The organism is Hymenobacter sp. BT18 (assembly GCF_012273015.1).
GTDB classification, from domain to species: Bacteria; Bacteroidota; Bacteroidia; order Cytophagales; family Hymenobacteraceae; genus Hymenobacter; species Hymenobacter lutimineralis.
On sequence record NZ_CP050954.1, the window covers coordinates 1,906,656 to 1,932,268 of the forward strand.

20 protein-coding genes are annotated in these 25,613 nt (G+C 60.0%); 5 read left to right on the plus strand and 15 right to left on the minus strand.

The genetic code is table 11. The features are described 5' to 3' along the window. Positions 1-19: 19 nt before the first annotated feature. Positions 20-724 carry an HAD family hydrolase gene (locus tag HER32_RS08085; protein ID WP_168681502.1) on the plus strand — a complete coding sequence of 235 codons (705 nt, stop codon included), beginning with the start codon at positions 20-22 and terminating at the stop codon, positions 722-724. Here HER32_RS08085 and HER32_RS08090 read toward each other — a convergent pair. The 7 genes from HER32_RS08090 to HER32_RS08120 all read right to left on the minus strand — a co-directional run bounded on the left by HER32_RS08090 (position 721) and on the right by HER32_RS08120 (position 9,506). Further along, positions 721-1,560, minus strand: coding sequence for a M48 family metallopeptidase (locus tag HER32_RS08090; RefSeq protein ID WP_168681503.1), 840 nt, complete (start codon positions 1,558-1,560; stop codon positions 721-723). The two genes, HER32_RS08085 and HER32_RS08090, sit on opposite strands and share 4 nt — an antisense overlap. 219 nt (positions 1,561-1,779) lie before the next feature. Beyond that, a complete protein-coding gene (locus HER32_RS08095) occupies positions 1,780-2,292 on the minus strand; it encodes a hypothetical protein (RefSeq protein ID WP_168681504.1) in 513 nt (170 codons plus the stop codon). 133 nt (positions 2,293-2,425) lie between these two features. Continuing rightward, entirely contained in the window at positions 2,426-4,462 is a 2,037-nt protein-coding gene (gene uvrB / locus HER32_RS08100; RefSeq protein ID WP_149069476.1) for an excinuclease ABC subunit UvrB, read from the minus strand. A 195-nt stretch (positions 4,463-4,657) separates the two neighbouring features. Continuing rightward, positions 4,658-6,463, minus strand: a complete 1,806-nt coding sequence (locus tag HER32_RS08105) for an outer membrane beta-barrel protein (protein ID WP_168681505.1) — start codon at positions 6,461-6,463, stop codon at positions 4,658-4,660. Further along, a complete protein-coding gene (locus HER32_RS08110; RefSeq protein WP_149069478.1) occupies positions 6,444-7,121 on the minus strand; it encodes an RNA polymerase sigma factor in 678 nt (225 codons plus the stop codon). Before HER32_RS08110 ends, HER32_RS08105 begins: the two co-directional genes overlap by 20 nt. Before the next feature lie 292 nt (positions 7,122-7,413). Then, on the minus strand, positions 7,414-8,136 hold the full coding sequence (locus HER32_RS08115; RefSeq protein WP_168681506.1) for a LytR/AlgR family response regulator transcription factor: 723 nt from the start codon (positions 8,134-8,136) through the stop codon (positions 7,414-7,416). Between the two features lie 206 nt (positions 8,137-8,342). Continuing rightward, a complete protein-coding gene (locus HER32_RS08120) occupies positions 8,343-9,506 on the minus strand; it encodes a sensor histidine kinase (RefSeq protein ID WP_168681507.1) in 1,164 nt (387 codons plus the stop codon). A 252-nt stretch (positions 9,507-9,758) separates the two neighbouring features. Between HER32_RS08120 and HER32_RS08125 the strand changes: the two genes are divergently transcribed. The 4 genes from HER32_RS08125 (at position 9,759) to HER32_RS08140 (ending at position 17,078) form a co-directional block, all read left to right on the plus strand. Next, entirely contained in the window at positions 9,759-10,688 is a 930-nt protein-coding gene (locus HER32_RS08125) for an ABC transporter ATP-binding protein (RefSeq protein WP_232066442.1), read from the plus strand. After that, complete coding sequence (locus tag HER32_RS08130; RefSeq protein WP_168681508.1) at positions 10,688-11,533, plus strand: ABC transporter permease; 846 nt, start codon at positions 10,688-10,690, stop codon at positions 11,531-11,533. The genes HER32_RS08125 and HER32_RS08130 overlap by 1 nt, the downstream gene beginning before the upstream one ends. 230 nt (positions 11,534-11,763) lie before the next feature. Further along, positions 11,764-14,340, plus strand: coding sequence for a TonB-dependent receptor domain-containing protein (locus tag HER32_RS08135; protein WP_149069482.1), 2,577 nt, complete (start codon positions 11,764-11,766; stop codon positions 14,338-14,340). A 215-nt stretch (positions 14,341-14,555) separates the two neighbouring features. Next, positions 14,556-17,078: a TonB-dependent receptor domain-containing protein gene (locus HER32_RS08140; protein ID WP_168681509.1), complete on the plus strand. Its 2,523-nt coding sequence runs from the start codon at positions 14,556-14,558 to the stop codon at positions 17,076-17,078. A 208-nt stretch (positions 17,079-17,286) separates the two neighbouring features. Here the strand turns inward: HER32_RS08140 and HER32_RS08145 are convergent, their stop codons facing one another. From HER32_RS08145 to HER32_RS08180, 8 genes are all read right to left on the minus strand, one after another. Continuing rightward, complete coding sequence (locus HER32_RS08145; protein ID WP_149069484.1) at positions 17,287-18,024, minus strand: shikimate dehydrogenase family protein; 738 nt, start codon at positions 18,022-18,024, stop codon at positions 17,287-17,289. A gap of 92 nt (positions 18,025-18,116) precedes the next feature. After that, positions 18,117-18,767 (minus strand): DedA family protein, encoded by a 651-nt coding sequence (locus tag HER32_RS08150; RefSeq protein ID WP_168681510.1) that lies wholly within the window; start codon positions 18,765-18,767, stop codon positions 18,117-18,119. A 74-nt stretch (positions 18,768-18,841) separates the two neighbouring features. Beyond that, positions 18,842-19,486 (minus strand): spermidine synthase, encoded by a 645-nt coding sequence (locus tag HER32_RS08155; protein ID WP_168681511.1) that lies wholly within the window; start codon positions 19,484-19,486, stop codon positions 18,842-18,844. Between the two features lie 42 nt (positions 19,487-19,528). Then, positions 19,529-20,980: a hypothetical protein gene (locus HER32_RS08160; protein ID WP_168681512.1), complete on the minus strand. Its 1,452-nt coding sequence runs from the start codon at positions 20,978-20,980 to the stop codon at positions 19,529-19,531. Positions 20,981-21,214: 234 nt separating this feature from the next. Continuing rightward, the gene (locus tag HER32_RS08165; RefSeq protein WP_168681513.1) at positions 21,215-22,048 is read right to left on the minus strand and encodes a phosphosulfolactate synthase; all 834 of its coding nucleotides are present in this window, start codon (positions 22,046-22,048) and stop codon (positions 21,215-21,217) included. 200 nt (positions 22,049-22,248) lie between these two features. After that, on the minus strand, positions 22,249-23,646 hold the full coding sequence (locus HER32_RS08170) for a tetratricopeptide repeat protein (RefSeq protein ID WP_168681514.1): 1,398 nt from the start codon (positions 23,644-23,646) through the stop codon (positions 22,249-22,251). Between the two features lie 92 nt (positions 23,647-23,738). Then, positions 23,739-24,758: an NAD-dependent epimerase/dehydratase family protein gene (locus HER32_RS08175; RefSeq protein ID WP_168681515.1), complete on the minus strand. Its 1,020-nt coding sequence runs from the start codon at positions 24,756-24,758 to the stop codon at positions 23,739-23,741. Between the two features lie 89 nt (positions 24,759-24,847). Beyond that, on the minus strand, positions 24,848-25,609 hold the full coding sequence (locus HER32_RS08180; protein WP_168681516.1) for a tyrosine-protein phosphatase: 762 nt from the start codon (positions 25,607-25,609) through the stop codon (positions 24,848-24,850). Positions 25,610-25,613 lie beyond the last annotated feature (4 nt).

Consider the following 25,613-nt stretch of genomic DNA (forward strand, 5'->3'; position numbering starts at 1 on the left):
CTCTCTTTCTGCTTCTCCGATGGCCAGACCCCAGCTCATTGCCTTTGATGCCGACGATACCCTGTGGCCCAACCAGCCGCACTTCGATTACGTGGAGGCCCGCCTGTATGCCCTGCTCACCCACTACGGCGGCCCCGACGAGCTTAGCAGCCGCTTCTTTGAAGTGCAGCGCCAGAACATGGAGCTGTTTGGCTACGGGGCCAAGTCGTTTATGCTGTCCATGATCGAGACGGTTATTCAGCTGACCAATGGCGCCGTGACTGGCACCGAAATCCAGCAGGTGCTGGACTACGGCAAGCGCCTCCTCGACTTTCCCATTGAGCTGCTGCCGGACGTGATGGAAACGCTGCTGGCCGTAAAGCAGCAGGGGTTGCCGCTGCTGCTACTCACCAAAGGCGACCTGTTCGACCAGGAAAGCAAGCTGGCCCGCTCAGGCCTCGGCGACCTGTTCGACCACGTAGAAATTGTGAGCGAGAAAAACGAAGCTACCTACCAGCGCATCATGCGGCGCTACCAAGTGCCACCCGAGGCGTTTGTCATGATTGGCAACTCTCTGAAGTCGGACGTGCTGCCGGTGGCGCGCCTGGGTGCCCGCGCCGTATATGTCCCCTACCATACCACTTGGGTGATGGAGCGCGTAACGGAGGCCGAGCTGGCCGGGGTATCGTTTCACGAGGTGGCCTCGCTGGCGGAGGTGCCCACGTGGCTGCGGGAGTTGCGCTAAGGCCGCTGGGCCTGACTTAAGGGCGGCCCCTGCCAGTAGCGCAACGCTTCGGGCAGGCGCTGCCGGGCCTGCCGGACGCGGCGGCCGTGGGTTGGGTGCGAGTTTTCGAGGGCGAAAGAATAGCCTGGCTCCAGCCGCCCGATCCGCTCCCACAGTTCGGCCTGCGCCGCGGGCGGGTAAGCCGCCAGCGCCATCAGAATCATACCAATACGGTCGGCTTCTCCCTCCTGCTTGCGGCTGTGGGCAAACGAGCCCAGCTGCTGCAAGCCGTTGTAGCTATCCAGCAGTCGGGTGGTGTCGCCGGGGGCACGGGTGCTGCTCTGGGCCACATCCACGGCCGCCACGGCCACCATTCCTACCATATTCACCATCAGCTTGCTGTAACTTTCCGCCGTATGGCCGGCCAGCACGTGGCCCATTTCGTGCCCTAGCACCGAAGCCAACAGGGTATCGGAGGGGCACACCCTGAGCATGCCCGTGGTGACAAAGATTTTCCCGCCCGGAAAAGCACTGGCGTTGATGGAAGAGTCTTCTACTACCAGAAACACCCAGTTAACTCCCTGCAGACTGTTGCTTTGGCCCTTCTGCCGCAGGTAGCCCTCGGTGGCAACTGCCAGCCGCCGCCCCACCCGTTGCACCCGCCCCGCCTGGCTGGTATCAGCGGGCTGGGCCAGGGAGTCTTTGATGGCTTGGTATGCTTCTTCGACGGACTGGTTGAGGGCTACGCGGTTTACCAGGTTCCACTGAGTACGCCCCGTGAAGGGCACCGTGACACAACCCGTTAACAGCAGAAGACAGGCCACGCGCAGCATGACCACGATAAAGTTGCGCGGCATATACTAAACGGTTTTGCTAAACAATAGGATAGTAGCCCGCAAAATACAGCGCTTTGAGGAAAGGCTATCCGTAGCTTCCCGAGAGAAAGCCAATGCGCAGACACCCGCTTTTACAAAACATTACGGTCCCCAGGTAAGCTACTCTATCCGCGCCCAGGATGCTCGGCACTGAAAGCGGGAAGAAACCAAGGAGATATTGCCCCCGCTCAGTCTCGGGCCTCAGCTGAACTGCGGGCGAGCAATGTGAATGCCAAGCTGCTGCCCTAGCTCCAGTAAGCGGGGCGTATCCTTACGAAATACCAGTAGCACCTGTAGCTCGTCGCTGTACGAATCTCCAAATTCCAGCAGCTCGTAGCCCCCGGGCTGCGGGCCGCGTTGCGGCAGCTCAGCATCCAGCAGCTGCAGGTACTCACGCAGGTACCGGTAATGTGGGGGTGCTGCGGGCAGGGGCTCCCGGAATTGCTCACTTATCTGCTCATACAGCTCATCGGCCTTGTCGGAGCGGCACAGCTCCTGCTCGAGCACTTCTGACAGGGCTACTTCCGTCATCGACGCGCCACAGTCGAGCAGCCAGCTATGTTCTTCCTCGTTCAGGTATTGTTCGAAGTAGGCATCGGGGTCCTGAGCCGCCAGCACTACAGCTTCCGTTGCTGCCACCAGTTCCTCCGGGGTCAGCGTACCGGTGGTTAACAGCGTCAGTAACTCGGCAGCATCAGCGGCAAGCGTAGTCATCGTCATAGGGGTCTGCTTTTACCTTATCAGGAGTTTTTGGCAAAGTAACGCAAAGCTCAACAGCAAAAAACCGCCTGGCTTCCGTGTGCTACGGAAGCCAGGCGGCTACGTCCTTCCGGTGAAAACAATCTGCTTAGTCGCGCTTGGTTTTGAGCACCTGCTTCAGGGCAGCCAGCTCATCGCGGAGCTTGGCGGCAGTGAGGAAGTCGAGGTCCTTTGCGGCGGCTTCCATCTGCTTTTCAGTTTGCTTGATAAGCTTTTCCAGATCGGGGCGCGCCATTACGGATATCACCGGCTCGGCGGCTATGGCCAGAGCCACATCGGCGTCGGGTCCGGCGTAGCCTTGGGCTTCCACAATGCGGTAATCCGACAGAGACGTTTGCTCCATAATAGCTTCGCGCGACTTGCGCACCGTGCGCGGCGTGATGCCGTGCTCCTCGTTGTAAGCCAGCTGAGTGGCGCGACGACGGTTGGTTTCATCAATGGCGCGCTGCATGGAGCCCGTAATGCGGTCGGCGTACATAATCACCTTGCCCCGGTCGTTGCGGGCGGCGCGGCCCATGGTCTGAATCAGGCTGCGCTGGTCACGCAGGAAGCCTTCTTTGTCGGCATCCAGAATGGCCACGAGACTTACTTCCGGTAGGTCGAGACCTTCGCGCAACAGGTTTACGCCGATGAGCACGTCTATTTCGCCCAGCCGCAGCTGGCGCAGGATTTCTACCCGGTCCAGGGTTTTCACGTCGGAATGCACGTAGCTGCTCTTGATGCCCAGGCGCTCCATGTACTTCTGCAGTTCCTCGGCCATGCGCTTGGTGAGCGTGGTCACCAGCACCCGGTCGCCCATCTTCACGCGGTTATCTACCTCGTCCAGCAGGTCATCAATCTGGTTGCCGCTGGGACGCAGGTCAATTTCGGGGTCGAGCAGGCCGGTGGGCCGGATGATTTGCTCCACTACCACCCCATTGGCCTGAGTGAGCTCATAATCGGCGGGCGTAGCCGACACATACACGGCCTGGCGCACCATGCCCTCAAACTCGTTGAAGGTGAGCGGACGGTTGTCCATGGCGCTGGGCAGGCGGAAGCCGTACTCCACCAGGGCCGTTTTGCGGCTCCGGTCGCCGCCCCACATGGCCCGGATCTGGGGCATCGTGGCGTGGCTTTCGTCTACCACCAGCAAGTAGTCATCGGGGAAGTAGTCGAGCAGGCAGAAGGGGCGGCTGCCAGGCTGGCGGCCGTCGAAGTAGCGCGAGTAGTTCTCGATGCCCGAGCAGTAGCCCAACTCCCGAATCATTTCCAGGTCGAACTCGGTGCGCTCCATGATGCGCTTGGCTTCCTGGTCGCGGCCCTCCTTTTCGAAGTAGGCGTGCTGCTGCACCATGTCGAACTGAATTTCCTTGATGGCCTGGTTGAGGCTGTCCTTGCCCGTTACGAACAACTGGGCCGGGTACAAAGTCATCGATTTCTCGTCGCTGAGCTTCTTGCCGCTGGTGGGGTCAATCTTATGGATAGCCTCAATTTCGTCGCCGTAGAAGAAGATGCGGTAGGCGTGGTCGGCATAGGCGGGGAACACGTCCACCGTGTCGCCCTTCACCCGGAAGGTCCCGCGCGTAAATTCCACTTCGGTGCGCGAGTACAGAATCTGCACGAAGGAATAAAGCAGGTTGTTGCGCGAGTAGCGCAGGCCAGGCGCCAGGTAAATCACGTTTTTGCCGAACTCCTCGGGGTTGCCGATGCCGTAGATGCACGACACCGAGGCCACCACAATCACGTCGCGGCGGCCGCTCAGCAGCGTGGACGTGGTGTGCAGCCGCAGCTTCTCGATTTCCTGGTTGATGGCCAGATCCTTCTCGATGAAGACATCAGTGCTGGCAATGTAGGCCTCGGGCTGGTAATAGTCGTAGTAACTGATGTAGTACTCGACGGCGTTGTTGGGGAAGAACTGCTTGAACTCGCCGTAGAGCTGGGCCGCCAGGGTTTTGTTGTGGCAGAGCACCAGGGCCGGCTTGCCGGTTTGGGCAATGACGTTGGCCATGGTGAACGTCTTGCCCGTGCCCGTGGCCCCCAGCAACACCTGCGCCGGCTCGCCGTTGTTCACGCCCTCCACAAGTTGGGCAATGGCGCGGGGCTGGTCGCCGGTGGGCTTGAATTCCGAAGTCAGTTGGTATTGCATAGAATGAGGGAGAAGCTTGCCAAACTGGGTTTAGCCATCGTTGTATTCTTCAAGGCAGGTGAGCCAGCCTTTGATAACTACGTTAGCTAAATAGAGGTTTCCTTCGGAAATAAAAAACCCTGGCCACTTGCGCAGCCAGGGCGAGGTCTCACGGGACTTGTAGAGCCGGGAGAGAATACTACAGAGAAACTTGGTTTAGTGCGCTGCCAGCACCGGGGCCGACTTGCTGCCGAATTCCACGCTGGCTTCCAGGCCCAGGGAGTAGGGCCGCGACTGCTGCCAATACGATTGGGCAGGATCGACGTTCAGCGTGTTCAGCCCAGCTTCAGCCGCGGGGCCAAAAGCCACGGCCCAGGAAGCTCCCGCCGGGCGGTAGTTCAGCCCCGCGCCGCTGCGCAAAGACGTTAGCACTTTGCGGTAGGGCGAGTCACCTGACTGCAGGCTGTAGGCCTTCTGCGCCACCAGCATATTGTCATCGGCGGAGAAGCGCGTACCGAAGAGCACGTTGACGGCAGCTCCCATTCGCGCATAGAACGACCAGCCGTTTTTAACATTATTGCCGTACTGTACCAGCACGGGTATGCCAGCGCTGCGGTAGCGGTAGCGCGTTTTCTGCGGCTCATTCAGTACCGTCAGGTCCGTCGCCATTTGAGTACGTACGCGGTCAGTAGAAGCAAAGCCCCCGGTGAAAGTCGTAGGCACGGAAGGTTCCAGTGCGGCGTAGGACGTCTGGGAGCTTGCCCGGTACTCCGCCGCTTCGGCCCCGGCCGAGATACTGAAGCGGTTGGAGATACGGCGCCGGGCGAGCAGCATAATGCGCTGCCCCAGGCCAGCCTGCAGGTTTTCGCGGTATTCCCGCGCGCCGGCTTCGTACATCTGGGCATTTACCATGGCGGTAGAAGCAATCCGAACGGTACCAGTGGGCAGGCTGCCGCGGGAGAAGTTCATGTTCGGATTGAAGGCCGATACCGCGTGGCCGCCGCCAAACATCCAGCCTCTGGTTGCCACCTGCTTTTTCTCGTCTTCCTGGGCCAATGCATCAGCCCAAGCCAACGAGTTAGCCAGGTACATAGGCTGCAGCGAAGCTGGTAAAGCTGCTTGCGTAGTGGACAGCGTGGTTTCCCGGGGAGCTAACGCGATAATGGTAGCAAACTGCTCGGCAGCAGCAGTAGCCTGCTGGCTGCCCGGGGCAACGGCCTGCATTGCCTTGGTCACCTCAACCTGTCCGGCAGCAGTAGCACCCATTTCGGCAGAGGCTACCGTCTGGCCCTGACTTGCCACGACTGCTGACGCTAGGGTAGCAGTTGGGAGTTGGGCGCTTTGCGTAGTGCTGGTCTGGTCGCCGGCCAAGGCCCGGCCAGTAGCCAGCGTGGTTTCGCGTTCTGGAGTAGTGGCAGCCACAGGTAGGGCACTAGCGCCTAGGCCTGCTGGCACGGGTGAGCCAACAGGCTCAGCTATACCACCGCGGAAAGCTTGATTTCGGTTGGATACTTCGCCTTTGCTGGCTATCGTCGCGGCGCCCGAAACGGGGGTGGGAGCCGTAAATGCGGCATTGAGTGCCGGCTTGCTTACCGTTGCGGCACGCGCGGCCTTTTGCCCGCCACGAGTAGGTTGAGCAATACTGGTCGCCACGTCGGCGCCTGGGCTTACCGCAGCAGGTGCAACAGCCGCCGCTTCCGAAGTTGCTTTGCTTGTCAGGCGCGGTGAGCTGCCGGAAGCGCCAGCCGTGGCAGCGGCTACGTCAGCCTCGTGGGTGCCGGTAAGATGAATGGTAAACCAAGCACCCATGGCCAGGGCAAACAGCAGGCAGGCCGCCGCTGCCCAACGGTGCAGTTGCAGGCGCTGGCGGTAGGTTTCGTTTTGCTGAACCAGCAGGTCGTGGTCAATCTGCTCCCACAGGCTGGCCCGGGGCGCTATTTCGGCTTCCTCGAACTTCTGTCGAAACAACTGCTCCAGGTTGCCGGTCTGAGTATTCTGTGGCTTATCGGCTGAAGGTTCCATTGTGACGATGGGCGTCGAGGCGTTCCAGTTTGTTTTTGAGAATCACCCGGGCACGGGCATATTGTGATTTGCTGGTTCCTTCGGATATCTGCATCAGCTCCCCAATTTCTTTGTGGCTGTAACCCTCGATGGCAAACAAGTTGAATACCATCCGGTAGCGGGGCGCCAGGTCCTGAATCATGGTGAGGAGTTCTTCGTAACCGTAGTTAGCGAGGGTGAATTCCTCATCCGCCAGATTCTCAGGGTATTCTCCTTCGCTCACGGCTACCAGCGGGGCATTGCGCCGGTGTTGCCGCAGGGCGGCATTCACCATAATACGGCGAATCCAGAATTCCAGTGGACATTCGCGCCGAAAACTGGGCAAGTTTCGGAACACCGTTACGAATCCTTCCTGTAATACGTCTTCGGCCTCGAAAGTGGTTTGGGCATAGCGCATGCACACGGCCATCATCCGGCCAGAGAAACGCTCGTACAATTGTTTCTGCGCCAGCCGGCTGCCCGCCAAGCAGGCATCGAGCAGGGCCGATTCGTCTAACGTAGCAGGAGTAGCAATAGGGCGCACGGGAGCGGTACGGGTAACCGTTTCACGGGAATAACTAGAATCAGCAAGCAGACCGCGCAGGCCCGCCGCTCCGAAGTTGGCTGACAGAGCACTCATACGGCACCCCGACCACCCCGATCGGCTCCCAAAGTTACGGCGGAAACCCTGGTTGGCTGCTCCGCGAAAGTAGATAGATGAGGCATAAACGCTGCTGGCTTCGAAGAACCCTATTTGCCCGGCTGGCGGCCGGCATATAAGGTAGAGGCAGAAGCATCGACGGAGGTTGCATCCGGACGCTTACCGCCGTCAAACAACCACTTATTTACTTAATTAACAATAATTTATAAACCCACCCTATTTACTAATTGCAATAAAGCTGATTAGCAGCAGCCAGTAGTCGAATTCTAGCTTAAAGCATATTACTGGCGCGCAGCATGGCCGTCACGGTGTCGCGGTAGGTGTCGCCGATGGGCAGCAGGCGGCCGGCAATCTGCACCTTACCCCGCTCGATGTGCTCAATCCGGTTCAGGGCCACCAGAAACGACTTGTGGATGCGGGCAAACCGCTCGGGCGGCAGCACCTCCTCCACCCGCCGAAACGACTGCAGCGTCAGGACCTTGCCCGTGGTGGTGTAAATCATCAGGTACTCCTTCATGCCCTCGATGTAGAGGATGTCGTCGAAGGCCACGCGCTGCAGGCGGTGGTCGTTTTTCACGAACATGGCATCGGGGGCAGCCGCAGCCGCCTCGGCCAGGGCGGGAGCGGCCGGCACCGAGGTAGCCAGCTGCTGGCGCACCTTCTGCACGGCCTGCACAAACCGCTCAAAGGCAATGGGCTTGAGCAGGTAATCGGCCGCGTTCAGGTCGTAGCTGCGCACCGCGTATTGGTCGTAAGCGGTAGTAAACACGATGCGGGGTCCGGGCTGGGGCAGCAACTGGGCCAGCTGCAGCCCCGTGAGGCGGGGCATGTGGATGTCCAGAAAAACCACATCCACGGGGTTGTCCTGCAAAAACGCCAGGCCTGCCAGGGCATCATCAAACTGCCCTTTCAGCTCCAGGCCCGGCACCTGCGCGCAGTAGTCAGCCAGCAGCTCAAGGGCCAGAGGTTCATCGTCCAGAATAGCGCAGGTCATGGGAGTAAGTGATGAGGTGACAAGTGAAACGTGCCAGGGCTTGACCAGCGGCAATATGGCGGACAATAACGCGAAAACAAGCTATTTGCTTTGGTGGCGCGGGCCTACATAGCCGCTGGGGGGGGCAACAGCCGGGAGGCTGGCTTGTATTCGTTAGCGGGCAGACGCACCCGCTGCACGGGCTTTGGCGGCCACACGGCGCGGCCTTAAGGCAGCAGCACCATGGTGACGAGATGCTGGCCGGGCGTGGTTTGCACATCCAGGGCGTAGCGGCTGGGGTAGAGCAGCTCCAGGCGCCGGCGCAGGTTTACCAGTCCCACGCCCCCGGGCTGCCGCGGCAACTCTCTTTCGGCATCGGCAGGGGCTACGTGGTTGAGCACTGAAAAGCGCAACAACCCATCGGGGGCCAGGTGCAGGGTGATGTGCACGGCCACGGGGCGGGCGGCCAGGTCGCCGTGCTTGAAGGCGTTTTCGACCAGGGGCAACAGCAGCAGCGGGGCAATGGGATGGGCGCAGTCGGGTCCGGCACCTTCCACCTCGAAGCGGATAGCCTCGGGCGCCGACGCTGGCAGGCGCAGGCGCTGCAAGTCCAGAAAGCTGTGCAGGTGAGCCAGCTCCAGGCTCAGGGGCACGGTATCGGTACTGCTTTCGTAGAGCAGGTAACGCATGATTTCGGCCAAGCGCAGCACTGCCTCGGGGGCTTTATCAGACTTCCGGCTGGTGAGGGAATAGATGTTGTTGAGGGTATTGAAAAGAAAGTGCGGGTTGATCTGGGTTTTGAGCATGGCCAGCTCCGTGAGCAGCTGCTGGCGCTCCAGCTCCCGGCGGTTGCGCAGCCCGCTGAGGTAGTCGCCCGTAATCCGCAGGCCGGAGCTGAAGAAGATGGTGCTCAGCCCCATAAGAGTATACGGAATAATCATCGTCAGCTTTTGCGCGCTGGTTTGGGCGTCCTGGGCGCCGCCGCCCACCAGGCTGGAAGCGCCAAAGCGCAGGGGCACGTAGGCGGCCAGCAGCAAAAGCACCCCACCCAGATAAGGCCAGAGTCGGCCCCGCCCCACGGTACCCGGCACCAGCACCATCCAGTTGAAGTAAAATATACTCGCCGATAGCACATTGGTGAGCAGGGCCCGCAGCACCAGCTGGTTTTGGGGCATGCGGTATTTGGCCGCAGCGTTGAGGTTGTTGTAGATAGCCAGTCCATCGAGTAGCAACAGGGCACCCCAAAACAGGAAGTGCACCCATTTGGGCACGGCAGCTTCCTCGGAGCGGGGCCACCACTCCAGGCGGGAAAAGGCGCGCAGCCGGGCGCGGCGGCTTGGCGAAGCGGGGGCCGAGGGCGACCCCAGAAGAGAAGAAGCAACGGTTTGCACTCCGGAAGATAGGAAGGCGCCTGGTTTTGCCGGGACCATCTTCAACCAACGCCCCGCCCGGCCTCAACCAACGGCGCACTTTCCGCCCTCAACCTGCTTGGCCAGCTGCAAAGGTCCCTTGGCGGGCCGTTTTCCGGGTTCAGGCCACAAAAAACGCCATTGCCGGGAAAGGTAGGGGGCTTGGTTGAATACCCGGAGCAGGGCCGCCCGCAGCTGCTACGTTTGCTGCCATCTACTCTGCTTTTCTGCGCTATGAACTCAACTGCTCCGCTCCTGGTCGAAACCCGCGACCTGTCTTTCCACTTCGGCAAGCGTCCTATCCTGCACAACCTGCCGCTGCAGGTGCCGGCCGGCGGCATCTACGGCTTTCTGGGGCCCAACGGGGCCGGCAAAAGCACCACTATGCGGCTGCTGCTGGGGCTACTGCAACCCACCGCCGGCTCGGTTTACCTGTTTGGGTATGAGCTCCGCCGGAACCGGGTGGCCCTGCTCAGCCGCGTGGGGGCCCTCATCGAAAACCCTTCGCTCTACGACCACCTCACGGGCTTCGAAAACGTGGAAGCCACCCGCCGCCTGCGCGGGGTGCCGGCCCCCCGCACGGCCGAGGTGCTGGAAATCGTAGGCCTGACGGATGCGGCCCGCCGCCCGGCCCGCGAGTATTCCCTGGGCATGCGCCAGCGCCTGGGTCTGGCCACTGCCCTGCTCTCCGACCCTGCCCTGCTGCTGCTGGATGAGCCCACCAACGGCCTCGACCCCAATGGCATCATCGACATGCGGGAGCTGCTGCGGCGCCTGCGCGACGACCACGGCAAAACCATTATTGTATCGAGCCACCTCATCAGTGAGATAGAGAAAGTAGCTACCCACGTGGGCGTGATTCAGCAGGGGCGCATGGTATTTCAGGGCAGCCTGCCCGACCTGCAGCGCCTCCAAACCGGCCGAGCCCGCCTGGTGCTCGAAACTGACAGCGCCGACACTTGCCGCAACCTGCTGCCCCGCTTGCTGGGCGCGGCCCAGATAGTAGGCCAGGGTACGCTGTGGCTGCCCATGCTCACTCCCGCCCAAACGGCCGAGGTAGCCGCCGCCGTGGTAGGCGCCGGGCAGCCGCTTTACGGGCTGCGCCTGGAGCAGCCCTCTCTCGAAGAAACCTTCCTACACCTCACCGAAACCGCTCTTTCCTAATGGCTACGCTCTCTGCTCCCGTCTCTTTGCTGGCATTGCCCACGGCCCCTTCGCCCCTCACCCAGCTGCGCCGCAGCCTGCAGGCCGACGTGCTGAAGCTGCGGCGCACGGCGGCCCTGCGGCTCACCTTGTTCAGTGGGGCGCTGCCCGTACTGCTGGTGTTTTCTATCTACTTTTTCAAGGGGCACGCCATCATCAAGCCGGGCACCGACCCATGGCCGAGCTTTTTGATGCGCTCCTGGCAAACGGCCGGCACCCTGCTCTTGCCCCTGTTTGTGGTGCTACTCACCAGCCTACTCGTGCACGTCGAAACCAAAGCCACAGCCTGGAAACACCTGTATGCGCAGCCAGTAGGCCGCGGGGCGGTATTTGTTTCCAAGCTGCTGGTACTGCTGGCGTTGAACGCAGTGGCGCTGCTGCTCTTTGCCGGCTTGCTGCTGGGGGCCGGCGCGCTCCTGATGCTGGTACGGCACAAGCTAGGCTTCCAGAGCCACGCTATTCCGCTGGAAACCATTGGCTGGATGCTGATGCGCACGTACGTGGCTACGCTGGGGCTGCTGGCCGTGCAGTACATCGTGAGCCTGTTCTGGCGCTCTTTTGTGGTGCCGGTGGGCATTGGCATGGGCGCTGTGGTATCCACTATTGCCTTGCTGCAGTGGGAGCATGCTGACAAGATTCCGTACGCAGCCCCACTAGGCACGGCGGTGGCCCTACGCCTCGATAAAGTAAAGGGCATTGTGGTGGCTCACGAGCTGGCCCCCCACGAGTGGTATAGCCTGGCCTGGTTTGCCGGGGCGCTGGTGCTGGGCTACATCCTGCTGCTGCGCCGCCCCATCACGGCCTAGCTCCGGCGCATACGTTCGGTCTGCGGGCCCGTTCACGCTGCCTTCCGGCCGGTTGGTTGGATTACCCATACGCTCTGGCAACCCCTCCGGTACTTTTGCGGTCCTTGGATCTACCTGGATATCTACTTATAGCAATTCTTCCAGCTTACACCCCACGTTAACCTGTTGCGCGCATTGCTGCCGCACCTGTTTCTCTTCCGCCCTGTTTGCGCACTTCTTTTCTGACAGCTATGAAACACACGTATCTTCCCCTGTTGCTGACATCCCTGCTGGCAACCCCCGCCCTGGCGCAGGCGCCAACCGGTGTGCCCGCTGGCGCCCCCGGTGCCACCCGCTCCACCCCACCTAGCCTCGTACCCGTGGCGCCCAAAGGCACTGGCCGCCTGGAAGGCACCGTGCTCGACGCCACCACCAAGAAGCCCGTAGAGTATGCCACCGTGGCTTTGCTGCCCGCTACCGGCGAAACGCCCGTCGATGGGACGGTAGCCGATGACCGGGGCCGCTTCCAGCTAAAGGGGCTGGCCCCTGGCTCCTACCGCCTGCAGATTACCTTCATTGGTTACGCGGCCCAAACGGTAGCCGTAACGGTCACGGATGGTTCAACCACGGTTCCGGCCGTAGCCCTGGCCTCCAGCACCCAGAAGCTGGGCGAGGTAACCGTGACCGGGGAGCGGCCCGTGGTGGAAAGCAAGCCCGACCGACTGGTGTACAACGCGGCCCAGGATGCTACCAACCGCGGGGGTACCGCCGCCGATGTGCTCCGCAAGGCGCCCATGCTGAGTGTGGACCCCGACGGCAACCTGCAGCTGAACGGCTCGGCCAACGTGCGGGTGCTCATCAACGGCAAGCCCTCGGCCGTGGTGTCCGGCGACCTGGCCCAGGCCCTCAAGCAGCTGCCCGCCGACCAGATCAAGAACGTGGAGGTGATTACCTCGCCCTCGGCCAAGTACGACGGCGAAGGCTCAGGCGGCATCGTGAACATCGTGCTCAAGGAAAACAACCTGCAGGGCATCAACGGCAACGTGGGCCTGGCCGTGGGCACGCGCAACTCCAACGGCAACCTGGGTTTGAACGCCCGCAAGGGCAAGCTCAGCCTCTCATCGGCGCTGAATGGCTGGTCGTTTTACGCGCCCGGCGACCAGGAAGTGGACCGCACCGACCTCAATGTGCGCAATAAGAGCGGCATGCTGACGACTGGCTTCCTGCGCCAGCGCAACGACGGGTTTGGCATGGGCGGGGGCGGCAACGGCCGCATTGGGCTGGACTATGAGCCGGCCCCGAACCACGCCCTCAGCCTGGCCCTGAACGGCAGCTTGTTCCGTAACCGCTTCGACGTGGATATCGACAATACCTACCGCCTGGCGGAGGGGGACCAAGTGGCGGGCACCGCCCGGCTGGGCAACTACGAGCGCGAAACCATGCAGAAGTTTCGCACCCAGAGCTACGACCTGACGGGCACGTACACCCGCACCTTTGGGCAGGGAAACCGCCGCGAGTGGACGGTGCTGGCCCAGCACTCCCGCAACCGCAACTACCGCTTCTACGACGTGGATCAGTTCTCCCTAGTAGATGCCAACGCCGACGGCACGCCGGACTTTCAGGAGTTCAGTCCCAACACAGCCCGCAACCTGGAAACCACCATCCAGACCGATTACGTGCTGCCCATCAAGGAAAAGCAAACCCTGGAGTTTGGCGGCAAGCTGATTAAGCGCACGGTGGAAAGTGACTACCGCGTGAGCCGGGCGGAGGCAGATGGCATCTTCGCGGAAGAAAGCACGCTGACCAACGTCTACAACTACAACCAGGACGTGCAGGCCGGCTACGCCACCTACGCCACGCCCCTGGGCAAAAGCTACAATGTGCGGCTGGGCGCCCGCGTGGAGCGCACGGAATTGCAGGGGAACTTCCAGAACCAGGACAAGCCGTTCGGTCTTGAATTTACCAACCTGCTGCCCAACGTGGCCCTCACGCGCAACCTCAAGCAGCCTGGCTCTACGGTGCGCCTCAGCTACTCGCGCCGGATTCAGCGGCCCAGCATTTTTTACCTGAACCCCTACCGCAACGAATCCGACCCGCGCAATATCTCCGTGGGAAACCAGGAGCTGCGGGCCGAGTTTACCGATAACCTGGAGCTGAACTGGAATACCTTCGTGAAGAGCTCCGTGCTGAACGTGACCCTCTACACCCGGCAAACCAACAACGCCATTGAGCGCATCAACAAGACCGAGGACGATGGTCGGGTAGTAGCCACTTACGGCAATGTGGCCCGCAACCAGACCTACGGCCTCAACCTGTTTGGGTCCTTCAAGCCCCTACCCAAGTGGGATATCAGCGGCAACGTGAGCACCTACTACGTGTATCTGTTCAGCCAGGCGCTGACGGATCTGGGCCAGCGCGGCAAAAATTCCGGCGTAGTGTACTCGGCCAACATCAACTCGGGCTATAAGTTCGACAAAGGCCTGAGCTTGCAGTTCTTCGGCATGCTCAACTCGCCCCGCATTCAGCTCCAGGGCAAAAGCTCGGCTTGGCAGATGTACTCCATTGGCCTGCGCAAGGAAATCCTGAAAGGTAAAGGCGACTTCACACTCAACGCCGACAACCCCTTCACGCGCTACGTGAAGCTGGTCAATGACTTCAACAACGGCTTTTCTGACTCGCGCAATACCACCTTCATCTACAACCGCGGCGTGCGGGCGGCCTTCAGCTACCGCTTCGGTAAGCTCGAGAACAAGCCCCAGCGCCCCAAGCGCAGCATCCGCAACGACGACCAGAAAGCCGGGGAAAGCGGCGGCCAGGGTCAGCCGTAACACCCGCGCCCCGAGTTAACGATTTACTAAAGCTGAAAACTGCCCGGCGCAATGCGTTGGGCAGTTTTTTCGTTTGCGGCGTGCAACGTTGCGGGTGCTTCCCGCATCTCCTGTCAGGTTTAAACTACCGGAGGGCTGGCGGCCGTGGCCCATGCCGCCCAGCTACCACAGCTTATTCATTTTGTCGCGCTATTCTTTCCCTATCCGTTTCCTGCATGAAGCATTTTGCCACGCTGGCCCTTTTGGCCGTATTGGTTGCCCCTACCGCCCTGGCACAAACTGCCGCGCAGCCTACCACCCCAGCCGCTACTAAGGGCACGGGCCGCCTCACCGGTCAGGTATTGGACGCGGCCACCCAGAAACCGGTGGAATACGCTACCATCGTGCTGCTGCCAGCCGCGGGTACGGCGCCCCTGGCCTCCACCACCGGGGACGAGCAGGGCCGCTTCGAGCTGAAAAACCTACCAGCCGGCTCCTTTCGTCTGCAGCTCAGCTTTGTGGGGTACGCCACGCGCATCGAGAACGTGACGGTAACCAGCCAAGCCACGGCCTTGAGCCCCTTTACCCTTACGGCCAGCACCCAGAAACTGGGCGAGGTGACCGTGACCGGGGAGCGACCCGTCATCGAAAGCAAGCCCGACCGCCTCGTGTATAACGCCGACCAGGATGCTACCAACGCCGGCGGCACGGCTTCGGACATTCTCCGCAAAACACCCATGGTGAACGTGGATGGGGACGGCAACGTGCAGCTGCGCGGCACCTCCAATGTGCGCATTCTCATCAACAACAAGCCCTCGGCCATGCTCTCGGGCAACCTGGCGGAAGCCCTGAAGCAGATTCCGGCCGACCAGATCAAGGCCATTGAAGTCGTCACGTCGCCCTCGGCCAAGTACGATGCCGAAGGGTCGGGCGGCGTCATTAACATTGTGCTGAAGAAGAACTCCCTGCAAGGCACCAACGGCAGCGTGGGTGCTACCGCCGGCAACCGCAATCAAAGCCTGAATGGCTCCCTCAACGCCAAGCGCGGTAAGTTTGGCGTGAACACCAAGCTTACCGGCTTCCGCAACCTCTACCCCTACCGCTCCAGCACCACCCGCACCGACTTTGTGCCTAGCCCGGGCGGGGAGCGGCAGGTGCTGGGACAGCTGGAGCAGCGCAGCGTATCAGAGAATATTGGCAAGGGCGGCTACGGGCAGGTGGAGTTCACCTACGACCCTTCGCCCCTGCACAGCTTCACGCTGAGCGGCAACGGCAACCAGTACCAGAGCAGCTCGCCCCAGGAGCTGTTCAACCAGTACCGGCAAACCACGCCGTCGGCACCCGGGCAGTTCTCGCTCGATACGCTGTACTCCCGCGACATTGTGCAGCAATTCCAGTTCCGCAACTACGATTTGAACGCGGGCTACACGCGCACCTTTGGCGAAGCCCAGCCCCGCCGCGAGTGGAGCGTGCTGGCCCAGCACACCCAAAACCGTAACACCCAGGAATACAGCCTCGATCAGTACCACGCCGCCGATGTGCAGAAGGGGCCGTTGGAATACCAGGAGCGCAGCCACAACTTGGCCCGCAACACCGAAACCACCCTCCAAACCGACTACACGCACCCGTTCAGCCCGACCAGCACCCTGGAGGCCGGGGCCAAGACCATCCGCCGCACCGTTAGCAGCGACTATAGTTTGGATACGCTGCTCACGCGCGTGCAGCCCGACTTCGTACGCAGTGTGCGCCGTTCCAATGCGTTTGATTACAACCAAAACGTGCTGGCGGCCTACGCTACCTACGGCTTCACGCTCGACTCGGTGTACAACTTCAGCCTGGGTGCCCGCCTGGAGCGCACCGACATTCGGGGGGAGTTTCAGGGAGAAAACGGCCGGTTCTCGAATGACTACCTAAACGTGCTGCCCAACCTGAGCGTGTCACGTACTCTGGGGAAGCCGGGCCAGACATTGCGTTTCAGCTACTCCCGCCGCATTCAGCGCCCGCAGATTTACTACCTGAACCCGTACGTGAATCAGAGTACGCCCAGCAGCATCAGCTACGGCAACCCCAACCTCTCGCCCGAAATCACGGACTCCTACGAGCTGAGCTACGGCACATTTGGGGAGAAAACGTCCTTGAACGTATCGACTTACACGCGGCGCACCGGCAACTCCATTGAGGAGTTCAACCGCTATAACGAAGAGCTGGCCCGCACCGAAACCACCTTCGGCAACCTCGCCACCAACACCACCTTTGGCCTGGGCCTGTACGGCTCCTGGAAGCCCGTGCAGGGCTGGGATATCAGCAGCAACCTCAACACTGACTACACCCGCATCTACAGCGCCGCACTCAGCCGCACGAGCAGCCGCCTGAATGGCTCCATGAACCTGAATACGTCCCTGAAGCTGGGCAAAGTGTACTCCCTGCAGGGCTTCGGCGGCGGCTGGACCGGCGGCGTGCAGCTGCAGTCGCGCTACGCTGGTGGCATTTGGTACGGCGTGGGCGTCAAGCGTACCCTGCTCAAGGAAAAGGCTGACCTCACCTTAAACGCCAGCAACTTTCTGCAGAATGGGCGGGCTTTCCGCAACACCACCGAAACCGACCAGTTCCGCAGCACGGGCACTTGGTTTCAGTACAACCGGGGCGTGCGCCTGTCCTTCAACTACCGTTTTGGTAAGCTGGATAGCGGCTCCCAGCGCCAGCGCCGCACCATCCAGAACGACGACTCCAAGCAAGGTGGCAGCAAAGGCGGGCAGTAGCTTATGAAGGCAGGATTTCCTTGCCAGCAGACACAATAAGCCGCACTGTAGAAAACGTCCACCTGTTTTAACGCTAAAACCCAGAAAGCCCCTGACATCTTCGCAGAAGTCAGCGGCTTTCTGGGTTTTAGGCCCAACTAGTCTTCAGGACAAGTGGCTCCGGCCTGGCCTCGCAATGATAGCGCAGTCCTTGTTGCCTGCCACCTCATTACCTTTTCCAGATGTCCCAGGCGGCTTCGGCTTGCAGGCAGAGCATTTCAAACCCGTTTTTGATGCTGGCCCCCCGGGCCTGACCGCGCCGCATAAACTCGGTTTCGCGCGGGTTATATACCAAGTCGTAGAGGTAGTGCTGGTCGGTTAGGGCCTCATACGGGAGCTTGGGGCATTCCTCTACGAAAGGGTACGTGCCGAGAGGCGTAGTATTGATAATCAACGTATGGCCTTGTACCAAGTCGGGCGTAAGCTCCTCGTAGGTGAGACCCGCACCAAGTGGGTGCCGGGAAACCACCCAATACCCGATTTCCAGGTCGCGCAGGGCTACTTCCACGGCTTTCGATGCGCCACCGTTGCCCAGCACCAAAGCACGCCCCGCAAAACCCCGAGGCAGAAAGTCGCGCAACGACTCCCGGAAGCCAATCATGTCCGTATTGTGCCCAATCAGTTGACCATCGGCGCGGAACTCGATGACGTTGACCGCACCCACGCGGGCGGCGGAAGCGGCCGTATCGTGTAGGTAAGGCCACACCTGCTCCTTGTAGGGAATGGTGACGTTCAGGCCCCGTAGCTCCGGATGACGTTGTAGCAGAGCCGGCAGTTCTTCAATAAATGCCAGCTCAAACAGCTCATAGGCATGGTCCGTCAGCTCCAGGTTGTGGAACTTCTGGGTGAAGAAGGTCTGGGAAAATGAGTGCGTCAGGGTACGACCTAACAATCCGTATGTGGGCATAGCTACCGGAAAAGCGGGCTGTAATCAACAAAAAAACCACTCCAGCCCCAAACGCTACAGTGGTTTTTCTGCCGGAAAATCGAAGGAACTCCTTACTGCGGCCGGGGCGAAATACGCCCTTTCACGAATTCCCACACAGCCGGCAGCACCGATACCACGATGATGCCAATGGTGAACAAGCCAAAGTTCTGCTGAATCCAGGGCAGGCTCCCCAGGAAGTAGCCCGCGCCGGTCAATAGCGTCACCCACAGTACGGCACCAACTACGTTGTAGCTCAGAAACTTCCCGTAGCTCATGGTGCCCACGCCCGCAATAAAGGGTGCAAACGTGCGGATGATGGGAATAAACCGCGCAATGATGATGGTTTTGGCCCCGTGTTTTTCGTAAAACGCCTGGGTGCGCTCCAGGTGTTCCCGCTTCAGAAACCGGGAGTTTTCGCGGAACACGCGCGGCCCCAGGTAGTCGCCGATGTGGTAGTTGAGCGTGTCGCCGAGCACGGCGGCCAGAATCAGCAGGCCGATCATCACCCACACATTCAGTGGGGTATCGGGCAGGGCGGCCAGGGAGCCGGCGGCAAACAGCAGCGAGTCGCCGGGCAGAAAAGGCAGGATAACTACCCCGGTTTCCACGAAAATAATCAGGAACAGAATAGCGTAGGTCCACGCCCCGTATTGCTGGATTATCTCGGCCAGGTGCTTATCGAGGTGCAGAATGAAATCAAGAATCTGTTTGAGAAAGTCCATCAACGTAGAGAAAGGCGCGAACAACCGCGCTACAAAGAAAGCAGGCCGGCTGCATATATCGTGCGGGCCCGTGCTCAGGCTTTGCGGGCCACCAGCAGTTGGTTGATTTTTTCGACCGCCTGGTGCACGTGCAAGTCCAGGCCTAACTGGGCAGCCTGTGGCCGTAAGGCTTCGATAAGGGCGGCGTGGGAAGTGGCTTCAATGGCATTGAGCAATATATAGCCTCCGGGGCTAAGCAGCCCGTGCAGTGCCTGCCAGAACGCGGAACTGAATACTTCCTCGGGTATTTTACTGTCGATGGAAATATCCACGATAATCAGCCCGAAGGCTCCGCGGGCCTGCTCTACCCAGGCAAAGGCATCGGCTTGGATTATCTGTAGCGTGGGGCTGGATACAATGCCAAACTCCTCGGCTGCCACCTGAATAACGACCGGGTCGAGCTCCACGGCGGTAACGGCCCGTGTGTAGTGCAGTTCCTCCCGCAGCGTTTGAATAACGGAGCCGCCGCCGAGTCCCAGCAGCAGCACGTGCTCCACTCCCGCGAGCGGAATTTGTTGCAGCCCAAAGCGCAATACCCGCTGCAGAGCCCCGTATGAGTAGTTGGCGGTGCGGGAGTCGAGTACCTTGCGGCCTTGGTAAAGGGTTACTTCCAGTTCCCCACTCACAGCCGAGGGCACGCGGCGCGTAAACGGAAACAGGTAGCTCAGGAGCTTTTTCATAGGCAACAGTTACGACAAGCCGGGAAGCCTTCGAATTTCATCTTACTGAGCGTCCTGGTAATACCGTTTTGTTTCGGGGACTACCCGCCAGCGGGCCAGCACCCGCACCTGGGTTTCAGAACTGTTGGGATCAGGAATAGGGTACCATGTAAGCAGGCTGCAGTCCCGGGGCAATTTTACCAGATCGGTTGGGGTCTGCTGCAACGTACGCAGGGCCGCCCGCTCGCAGGTATTGTCGTCCTTGATGGGTCGGTCGGAATTGGTATACACAAACACAAACAGGGCCAGCAGCCCACCGTAGGCGGCCCGGAAACGTGCGGGCAATTCCCAAAGCAAGTAAAGGGCCGAAGCTGAGAAGAAAAAAGTTAGTCCAAGTGTAATGGGTATCAGGGTATCGCGCCGGATTATGGAGGGGCGGTAGGTTCGGTAGCCACCCAGCGGGAGTAGGGCGAGGTACAAGAAGGCCAAAACGAATACCCAGCTTCCCAGCGTGAGCAAGCGGCGTCTTTCTACTGATATTGGCAGTGCGCGTAACAGATAGTGATTCAGGACGGCTACCAGGAAGAGGGCCGGCACACCTAGCCCCCCGGCCAATATGGAGTATAGTCCCATCCACATCTTTTCGTAGCGTTCTTTCAGAGGCACCTCCACAGCCTGGCCCTCAATGTTGAACTGCCCAACGTATAGAGAATACAGACATAAGAGCACTAGTATTCCCAACAGCAGCCACATCTGCCGTGGTATAGCTTGCACAGCCTGACGCGCGTGGTTGGACCAGGAATTAGCATCCGCAGTGGGCCAGTACCGCCAAACCTGCCGTAGAATCAATATAGGGGCGACCAATAGTACTATGGGAGCAACTAGCGGACCACTCAGTGCCAACACTACGGCTAGTATCAGCCATAGGCCCACCTGCCAAGCCGGCATAGCCAATGGGCGGTCAAACCAAGTGGCAAGGTGAAAAGGCAGTAAGTAGATCAATAGGCCCACCAACGGAGTGGCATAAAACGCCGTGTACGTAATAGATCGATCAATAACGGCCATTTCGTCGTGGTAGCCTTTGGCTTGAAATACAGGCGTAATGAGCGCCATAGCCAGCCATAGGCGGTAGTTGCTCAACCGGTAGGTACCCGTCACATAGATCCCCAGCAGGTAAACGAGAGCCGCGTGGGTTAGCACTTTCAGCAAAGCACTAGCGGCATAGATACTATCGATGGGCGCCAGAAATGTCTGCAACCACAGTGGCACGTACCGAAAGTAAACCAGCATCCCGGCGTGCGCAAAAAAACGGTTTGGCCCGATATAAAACTCTTTGTCTAGGATGGCGTGCAGCCCTAATGGATTTTCAAGCACAGTCGTGCAGGAAGGCGTAGGCAAAATAATGGCGGCGATGTCACCATCGAGCGGCAGTTGATAATATTGCCAAAAGGAATAGAGCAGGTCCAGCAGCACGAAGGCGGCCATTAGCCAGCCCACCATTGATAATCGTTTCATAAGTATTATATGCCCGGGTACGGTTTGTGTTTAGCGGCCAAAGCTACTAAGTTCCTTCCCTCTGTCGGCAGACTTTAGGTAGTAGTATGCTAGGCGGAAAATTTATCTTAGTAGCTGCTTCCCTCCGCCGGTGGGATACCCAAAAGGCAGCCTCCTTGCAGAAGCTGCCTTTTACTCTCAATCACTACAGAAACCCCAGCGCTAGAAAGCTAGCTGTAAGCCTGCCGCCGACACTTATCCGCGTGGCATGGAAGTACCCGGCTTGCCTTGCACTTTAGGCTCGGGCCGGAACATTTCGTCTACATTTTCCAGGTCCAGGAAATCCAGAAACGTGTCGCCGCGCAGGCCCAGCCGGATGGTTTCGAGGCTGATGATTTCGTTGGGGGCAATGTTGCCCAGGTTCACGTTGGCTCCCAGCAGCTTGATAAACCACACCTGCTGGGCTTTCTGGGGGGCTTCCCAGATAATCTTCTCGAAAGGAATCTGGGTGAGAATTTCTTCTACCAGACCGGAGCGCACTTCGCCGGTGCTACGGAACAGGCCTACGTTACCGGCTTCCCGGGCTTCGCCGATGACCTTCACGGCCCCGGCTTCCAGCTCCGTTTTCATCTGCGAAATCCACTTGTAGGGCGGAATAATCTTCTCCGCATCCTTGGAGCCTACTTCCGACAGGACCTTCACCTGACCGGAAAGCTGACGAATGAAGTCTAGCTTTTTGTCGTGGTTCAGGTCCAGGGACCCGTCTGATACTTCGGCATACTCCATGCCCATCTTGTCAAGCAGGCGGCGGTAGTCGTCAAACTGATTGCGAATGATGAAGGCTTCGAACAGCGTACCACCGAAATACACGGGAATGCCGGCTTCGCGGTACACGGCCAGCTTGCGCTCCAAGTTGGGGGCCACGTAGGAAGTGGCCCAGCCCAGCTTCACAATATCCGTGTACGCCGCCCCTACTTCCAGGAAGTCTTCTACTTCCCGCACGCTGGAGCCTTTGTCCATTACCATGGTAAAGCCCTGCTCACGGGGTTTTTGGGTGCGCTCAGGAAGTTGGGTCAGTTCGTAATTCATGTACTAGGGTCTTGGGGTCTTGGGGTCTTGGGTCTTAAAGGCTTGAGTTGAAACCAAGCCTTGCGCGCCCGGAACAACAACGCGGGCAAAAGTACACCTGAAATTCGGGTCTTGGGGGCTTGGTAGCTCAAGGGCTTGGCTGATGTACTCACCAGCAACAACTTGCCGCCGCGGTAGCCATCAGCCAAGCTCCTGGCTTTCTACTTGCGGTACTGCTCGATCAGCCGCGCCAAGGCCTTCTGTGACTCCAACTCGGGGAAGTAGTCAAACAGCAGGCGGTGTTTGTCGAAGTCCAGGACCAAGGCATTTTCCAGCGTCTCGTAGGCTTCACGGTAGCGGCCCGCAGCCAGCAGGTAGGCGCACAGCCGGTAGTGCAGTTCGGCCTCGGCGGGCTGGATTTCCACGGCATTGCGCATCAGGTCGATGGCGCCGTCGAAGTTGCCTTGCTCGTAGAGAATGATGCTCCAGTTCAGCCAGCCATCCTTGTTATCGGGCGCTACCTGCGTGGCCTTGTCATAGGCCTCAATAGCTGACACAATGTTGCCGACCTGATACTCGGCGGCGGCCAAGGCCATCCAGTACTCCAAGCCTTCATCGTAGAGCGCCACGGCTTTGCGAAAGAAGTGAATGGCCTCAAACGCGCGGTTCTGGGCAATGAGCACAATGCCGATACCAAACCAGGCTTCGTCCATGGTTGCGTCCAAGTCAATGGCCTTCTGGTAGAAGCGGCGGGCTTTGTCCCACTCGGCCAGCTTTTCGTGGCACTCGCCAATGTTGCACAAAGCCTCGGGCGTGGGGTTGCCGGGCTCGTAGCTCAGCTCAAACTCCTCAATGGCTTTGCGGTAGCGCTCCAGGCTCACGTAGGTGCTGGCCAGGTAGCCGTGGGCCTCGTAAAACTTAGAGTCGATGAGCAGGGCGTAGTCGAAGGCGCTAATGGCATCGTCGAACTTGCCGGCCCGGAAGTAGGCCTGCCCCAGGTTGTACCACGCAATGGCCGAATAGGGGTCGTCGTCGGTGAAGCGGCGGAAGAACTCCAGATTTTTTTCCAGCCGGTCGCTCACTTCCAGGCAGTAGAGCAGCTCTTGCACCGCCACGTCGTTGTCGGAGTTCAGGCGCAGGCTTTGCTTGTAGTGCTTGGCGGCACTCTTGTACTTCTGCCAGCTCTGGTAGGCCAGCCCCAGGTTGAAGTGAATGTCGTCGCGCTCCGGAAACCGCTCCACGGCGCTGAGAAAATACGCTACGGCTTCCGAGAAAAGCCCTTTCTGAGTGGCAATAATCCCGCGCGTAACGGCCACATCGGGGTTGTCGGGGTCCAGCAGCGCCACGTTCTCAATCTGGTCGGCGGCGGCGGTGTACTCCCCTTTCATGGCCAGCACCTGGGAACGGTCGATAAGCAGCTCGGTGCTGAATGGGTACAAGGCTATAGCGGCCTCACACGCCTGCAGGGCCTTATCGTACTGGGTATTGGAAGTGTAATGGTCGATAATATTCTCAAAGTCGGCCAAATCAAAAAACACCGGCTCGTTGCTGGACAGCATCTGCTCAAAACGGCGCACGATGTCCAGCACTTCGTCCCGGTCCTCAAAATTCTCGTTCATTCTCATGTTCCTACAATCGGCAGAGCAAACCGTCAAAAAGGCAGCTTCTCCTGGAAAATATACCTGCTCCTGTCTACAGATAGGCTAGCAGCCTAAGATACAACAACCGCACCGGAGGTTGCTACGTTCCGCTGCAATTCCTGGCAGCACCACGCAATGGTATCGGCTACGGAGCGGAAAGGCAACCCGGTTGTACGCTGCACTTTTGCGGCGTTGTAGACGAGCTGCTGGCGGCCAGCACGGGCCGTGTCTTTGGTGATGAGGGGCCGGCTGCCCGTGAGCATTCCGCGTACATGCTCAGCGCGCCAGATAACTTCGGCGGCCCAATCGGGCACGGCCGCAGTGGGGGGCTTTTTGCCAAAGCAGCGCGCGGCTTGGCTTAGTACCTCCTGCAAAGGTACGGCAGCCGCACTAAGCACATACCGCTCGTTCTGCACCGGCAACTCCAGCGTGAGCCGCAGCATGTGGTCTACCACGTCGCGCACATCCACCACGTTTATAGTGCCGGGCGTGTAGAAGCGGTGTTCTTGGTGGGCGTAGCGCAGAAGGCGGGTGCTGCTGCGGGTCCAGTCGGCCGGGCCTAGCACCACGGATGGGTTGACGATAACTGCGGCAAGCCCCTCGGAAATGCCGCGCCAGACTTCCAGCTCGCCCAGGTACTTGGAGGTAGCATACGCCGAATGGGCTGCGCCCAGGTCCCACTTTGCCGCCTCGTCCAGCACCTGAGGCCCCACCAGGGAGCCGCCTTCGGGGGTGGCCGCCCCACCCAGGGCCGCTACCGACGACACGTGGCACAACCGAATACCGCCTTGCTCCAGGCAGGCATCTACCACATTAGCGGTGCCCTCCACGTTTATCTGGAGTAGGGCATCCTCGTCCTGGGGGGCGTAGGATACCAGGCCCGCGCAGTGAAACACGTGCGTCACGCCCGCTAGCGTCTGACGCATCAGCAAGGGGTCCAGCAGGTCGCCCTGCACCCAGTCTACCCCCAGCGCAGCCAGTGTCTGAGGAATGTGCTGCCGGTAAAGTGCGCGTACCTTTTCGCCCCGCGCCACCAGGGCCGGAATCAGGAAAGAGCCAATTAAGCCGCTGCCCCCGGTAACAAATATCATAGGTGTAAAGGTACGAGGGTCCTGGGCTTGCCCGGCAGTGAAGCGACAATGTCAGGCTCCACCTGAGCAGAATGGGGAAGCAATTTGCTTTACAGGCTGCTGTTGAGCAAAGGCAACGCCAGGGCTTTGGCTAAGTAGTCCGTAGGCAGCACTTTATGCTGCAGCGTATCAAGGTGCTTGAGGTGATGGGCGTCGGTACCGAGCATGTCTACCAGGCCGGCATCTATCAGCTTTTCGGCTACGCGCTTGGCTCCGGCGGAGTAATACCCGCTCAGGGAGTTCAGGTTTACCTGCAGCAGCACCCCCGATTCCCGCAGCCGGGGCAGTTCCTCGAACTTGCTGTAGAGGTACGTATACCGCTCGGGATGAGCCAGCACCGGCTGGTAGCCAGCCGACTTCAGCTCAAATATTACCTGCGCCAGGTTGAAAGGCTCGTTCAGGTAAGAGGTTTCGATGAGCAGGTACTTCCGAGCTCCGCCAAAGCTGAGCAGCTCGTCACCGTTTTCGAGGCGGCGCAGAAACCACTCGTCCAGGTAGTACTCGGCGCCGCACTCCAGCTGCACATCCGTGATACCCGCGGCCTGGGCGGCTTGCTGCAGCTGGCTCAGCGCCCCCCGGATGCCCTCCGGCGTGTTGCGGTAGAAGTCGCCCATCACGTGCGGCGTCATGATGAGCTTGCGGTAGCCCAGCGCCCGTAACCGCCGCAGCAGCTCTACCGAATGCTCTACCGTTTCAGCCCCATCATCAAGACCCGGGAGCAGGTGGGAATGCATATCTGTGCCCAGCGCAGCGAAAGAAGCCGCCGCTGCCGCAGGCTGTGCACCCAGTAGTTTGCGGAGCCAGGATGCCATAGCG

Coding starts and splice junctions, on each gene's coding strand:
- HER32_RS08160 (WP_168681512.1), bottom strand. CDS start 20,980: ATGAAACGATTATCAATGGTGGGCTGGCTAATGGCCGCCTTCGTGCTG.
- HER32_RS08180 (WP_168681516.1), bottom strand. CDS start 25,609: ATGGCATCCTGGCTCCGCAAACTACTGGGTGCACAGCCTGCGGCAGCG.
- HER32_RS08125 (WP_232066442.1), top strand. CDS start 9,759: ATGAACTCAACTGCTCCGCTCCTGGTCGAAACCCGCGACCTGTCTTTC.
- HER32_RS08095 (WP_168681504.1), bottom strand. CDS start 2,292: ATGACTACGCTTGCCGCTGATGCTGCCGAGTTACTGACGCTGTTAACC.
- HER32_RS08155 (WP_168681511.1), bottom strand. CDS start 19,486: ATGAAAAAGCTCCTGAGCTACCTGTTTCCGTTTACGCGCCGCGTGCCC.
- HER32_RS08145 (WP_149069484.1), bottom strand. CDS start 18,024: ATGCCCACATACGGATTGTTAGGTCGTACCCTGACGCACTCATTTTCC.
- HER32_RS08165 (WP_168681513.1), bottom strand. CDS start 22,048: ATGAATTACGAACTGACCCAACTTCCTGAGCGCACCCAAAAACCCCGT.
- uvrB (WP_149069476.1), bottom strand. CDS start 4,462: ATGCAATACCAACTGACTTCGGAATTCAAGCCCACCGGCGACCAGCCC.
- HER32_RS08135 (WP_149069482.1), top strand. CDS start 11,764: ATGAAACACACGTATCTTCCCCTGTTGCTGACATCCCTGCTGGCAACC.
- HER32_RS08150 (WP_168681510.1), bottom strand. CDS start 18,767: ATGGACTTTCTCAAACAGATTCTTGATTTCATTCTGCACCTCGATAAG.
- HER32_RS08170 (WP_168681514.1), bottom strand. CDS start 23,646: ATGAACGAGAATTTTGAGGACCGGGACGAAGTGCTGGACATCGTGCGC.
- HER32_RS08110 (WP_149069478.1), bottom strand. CDS start 7,121: ATGAGTGCTCTGTCAGCCAACTTCGGAGCGGCGGGCCTGCGCGGTCTG.
- HER32_RS08130 (WP_168681508.1), top strand. CDS start 10,688: ATGGCTACGCTCTCTGCTCCCGTCTCTTTGCTGGCATTGCCCACGGCC.
- HER32_RS08175 (WP_168681515.1), bottom strand. CDS start 24,758: ATGATATTTGTTACCGGGGGCAGCGGCTTAATTGGCTCTTTCCTGATT.
- HER32_RS08105 (WP_168681505.1), bottom strand. CDS start 6,463: ATGGAACCTTCAGCCGATAAGCCACAGAATACTCAGACCGGCAACCTG.
- HER32_RS08140 (WP_168681509.1), top strand. CDS start 14,556: ATGAAGCATTTTGCCACGCTGGCCCTTTTGGCCGTATTGGTTGCCCCT.
- HER32_RS08090 (WP_168681503.1), bottom strand. CDS start 1,560: ATGCCGCGCAACTTTATCGTGGTCATGCTGCGCGTGGCCTGTCTTCTG.
- HER32_RS08115 (WP_168681506.1), bottom strand. CDS start 8,136: ATGACCTGCGCTATTCTGGACGATGAACCTCTGGCCCTTGAGCTGCTG.
- HER32_RS08085 (WP_168681502.1), top strand. CDS start 20: ATGGCCAGACCCCAGCTCATTGCCTTTGATGCCGACGATACCCTGTGG.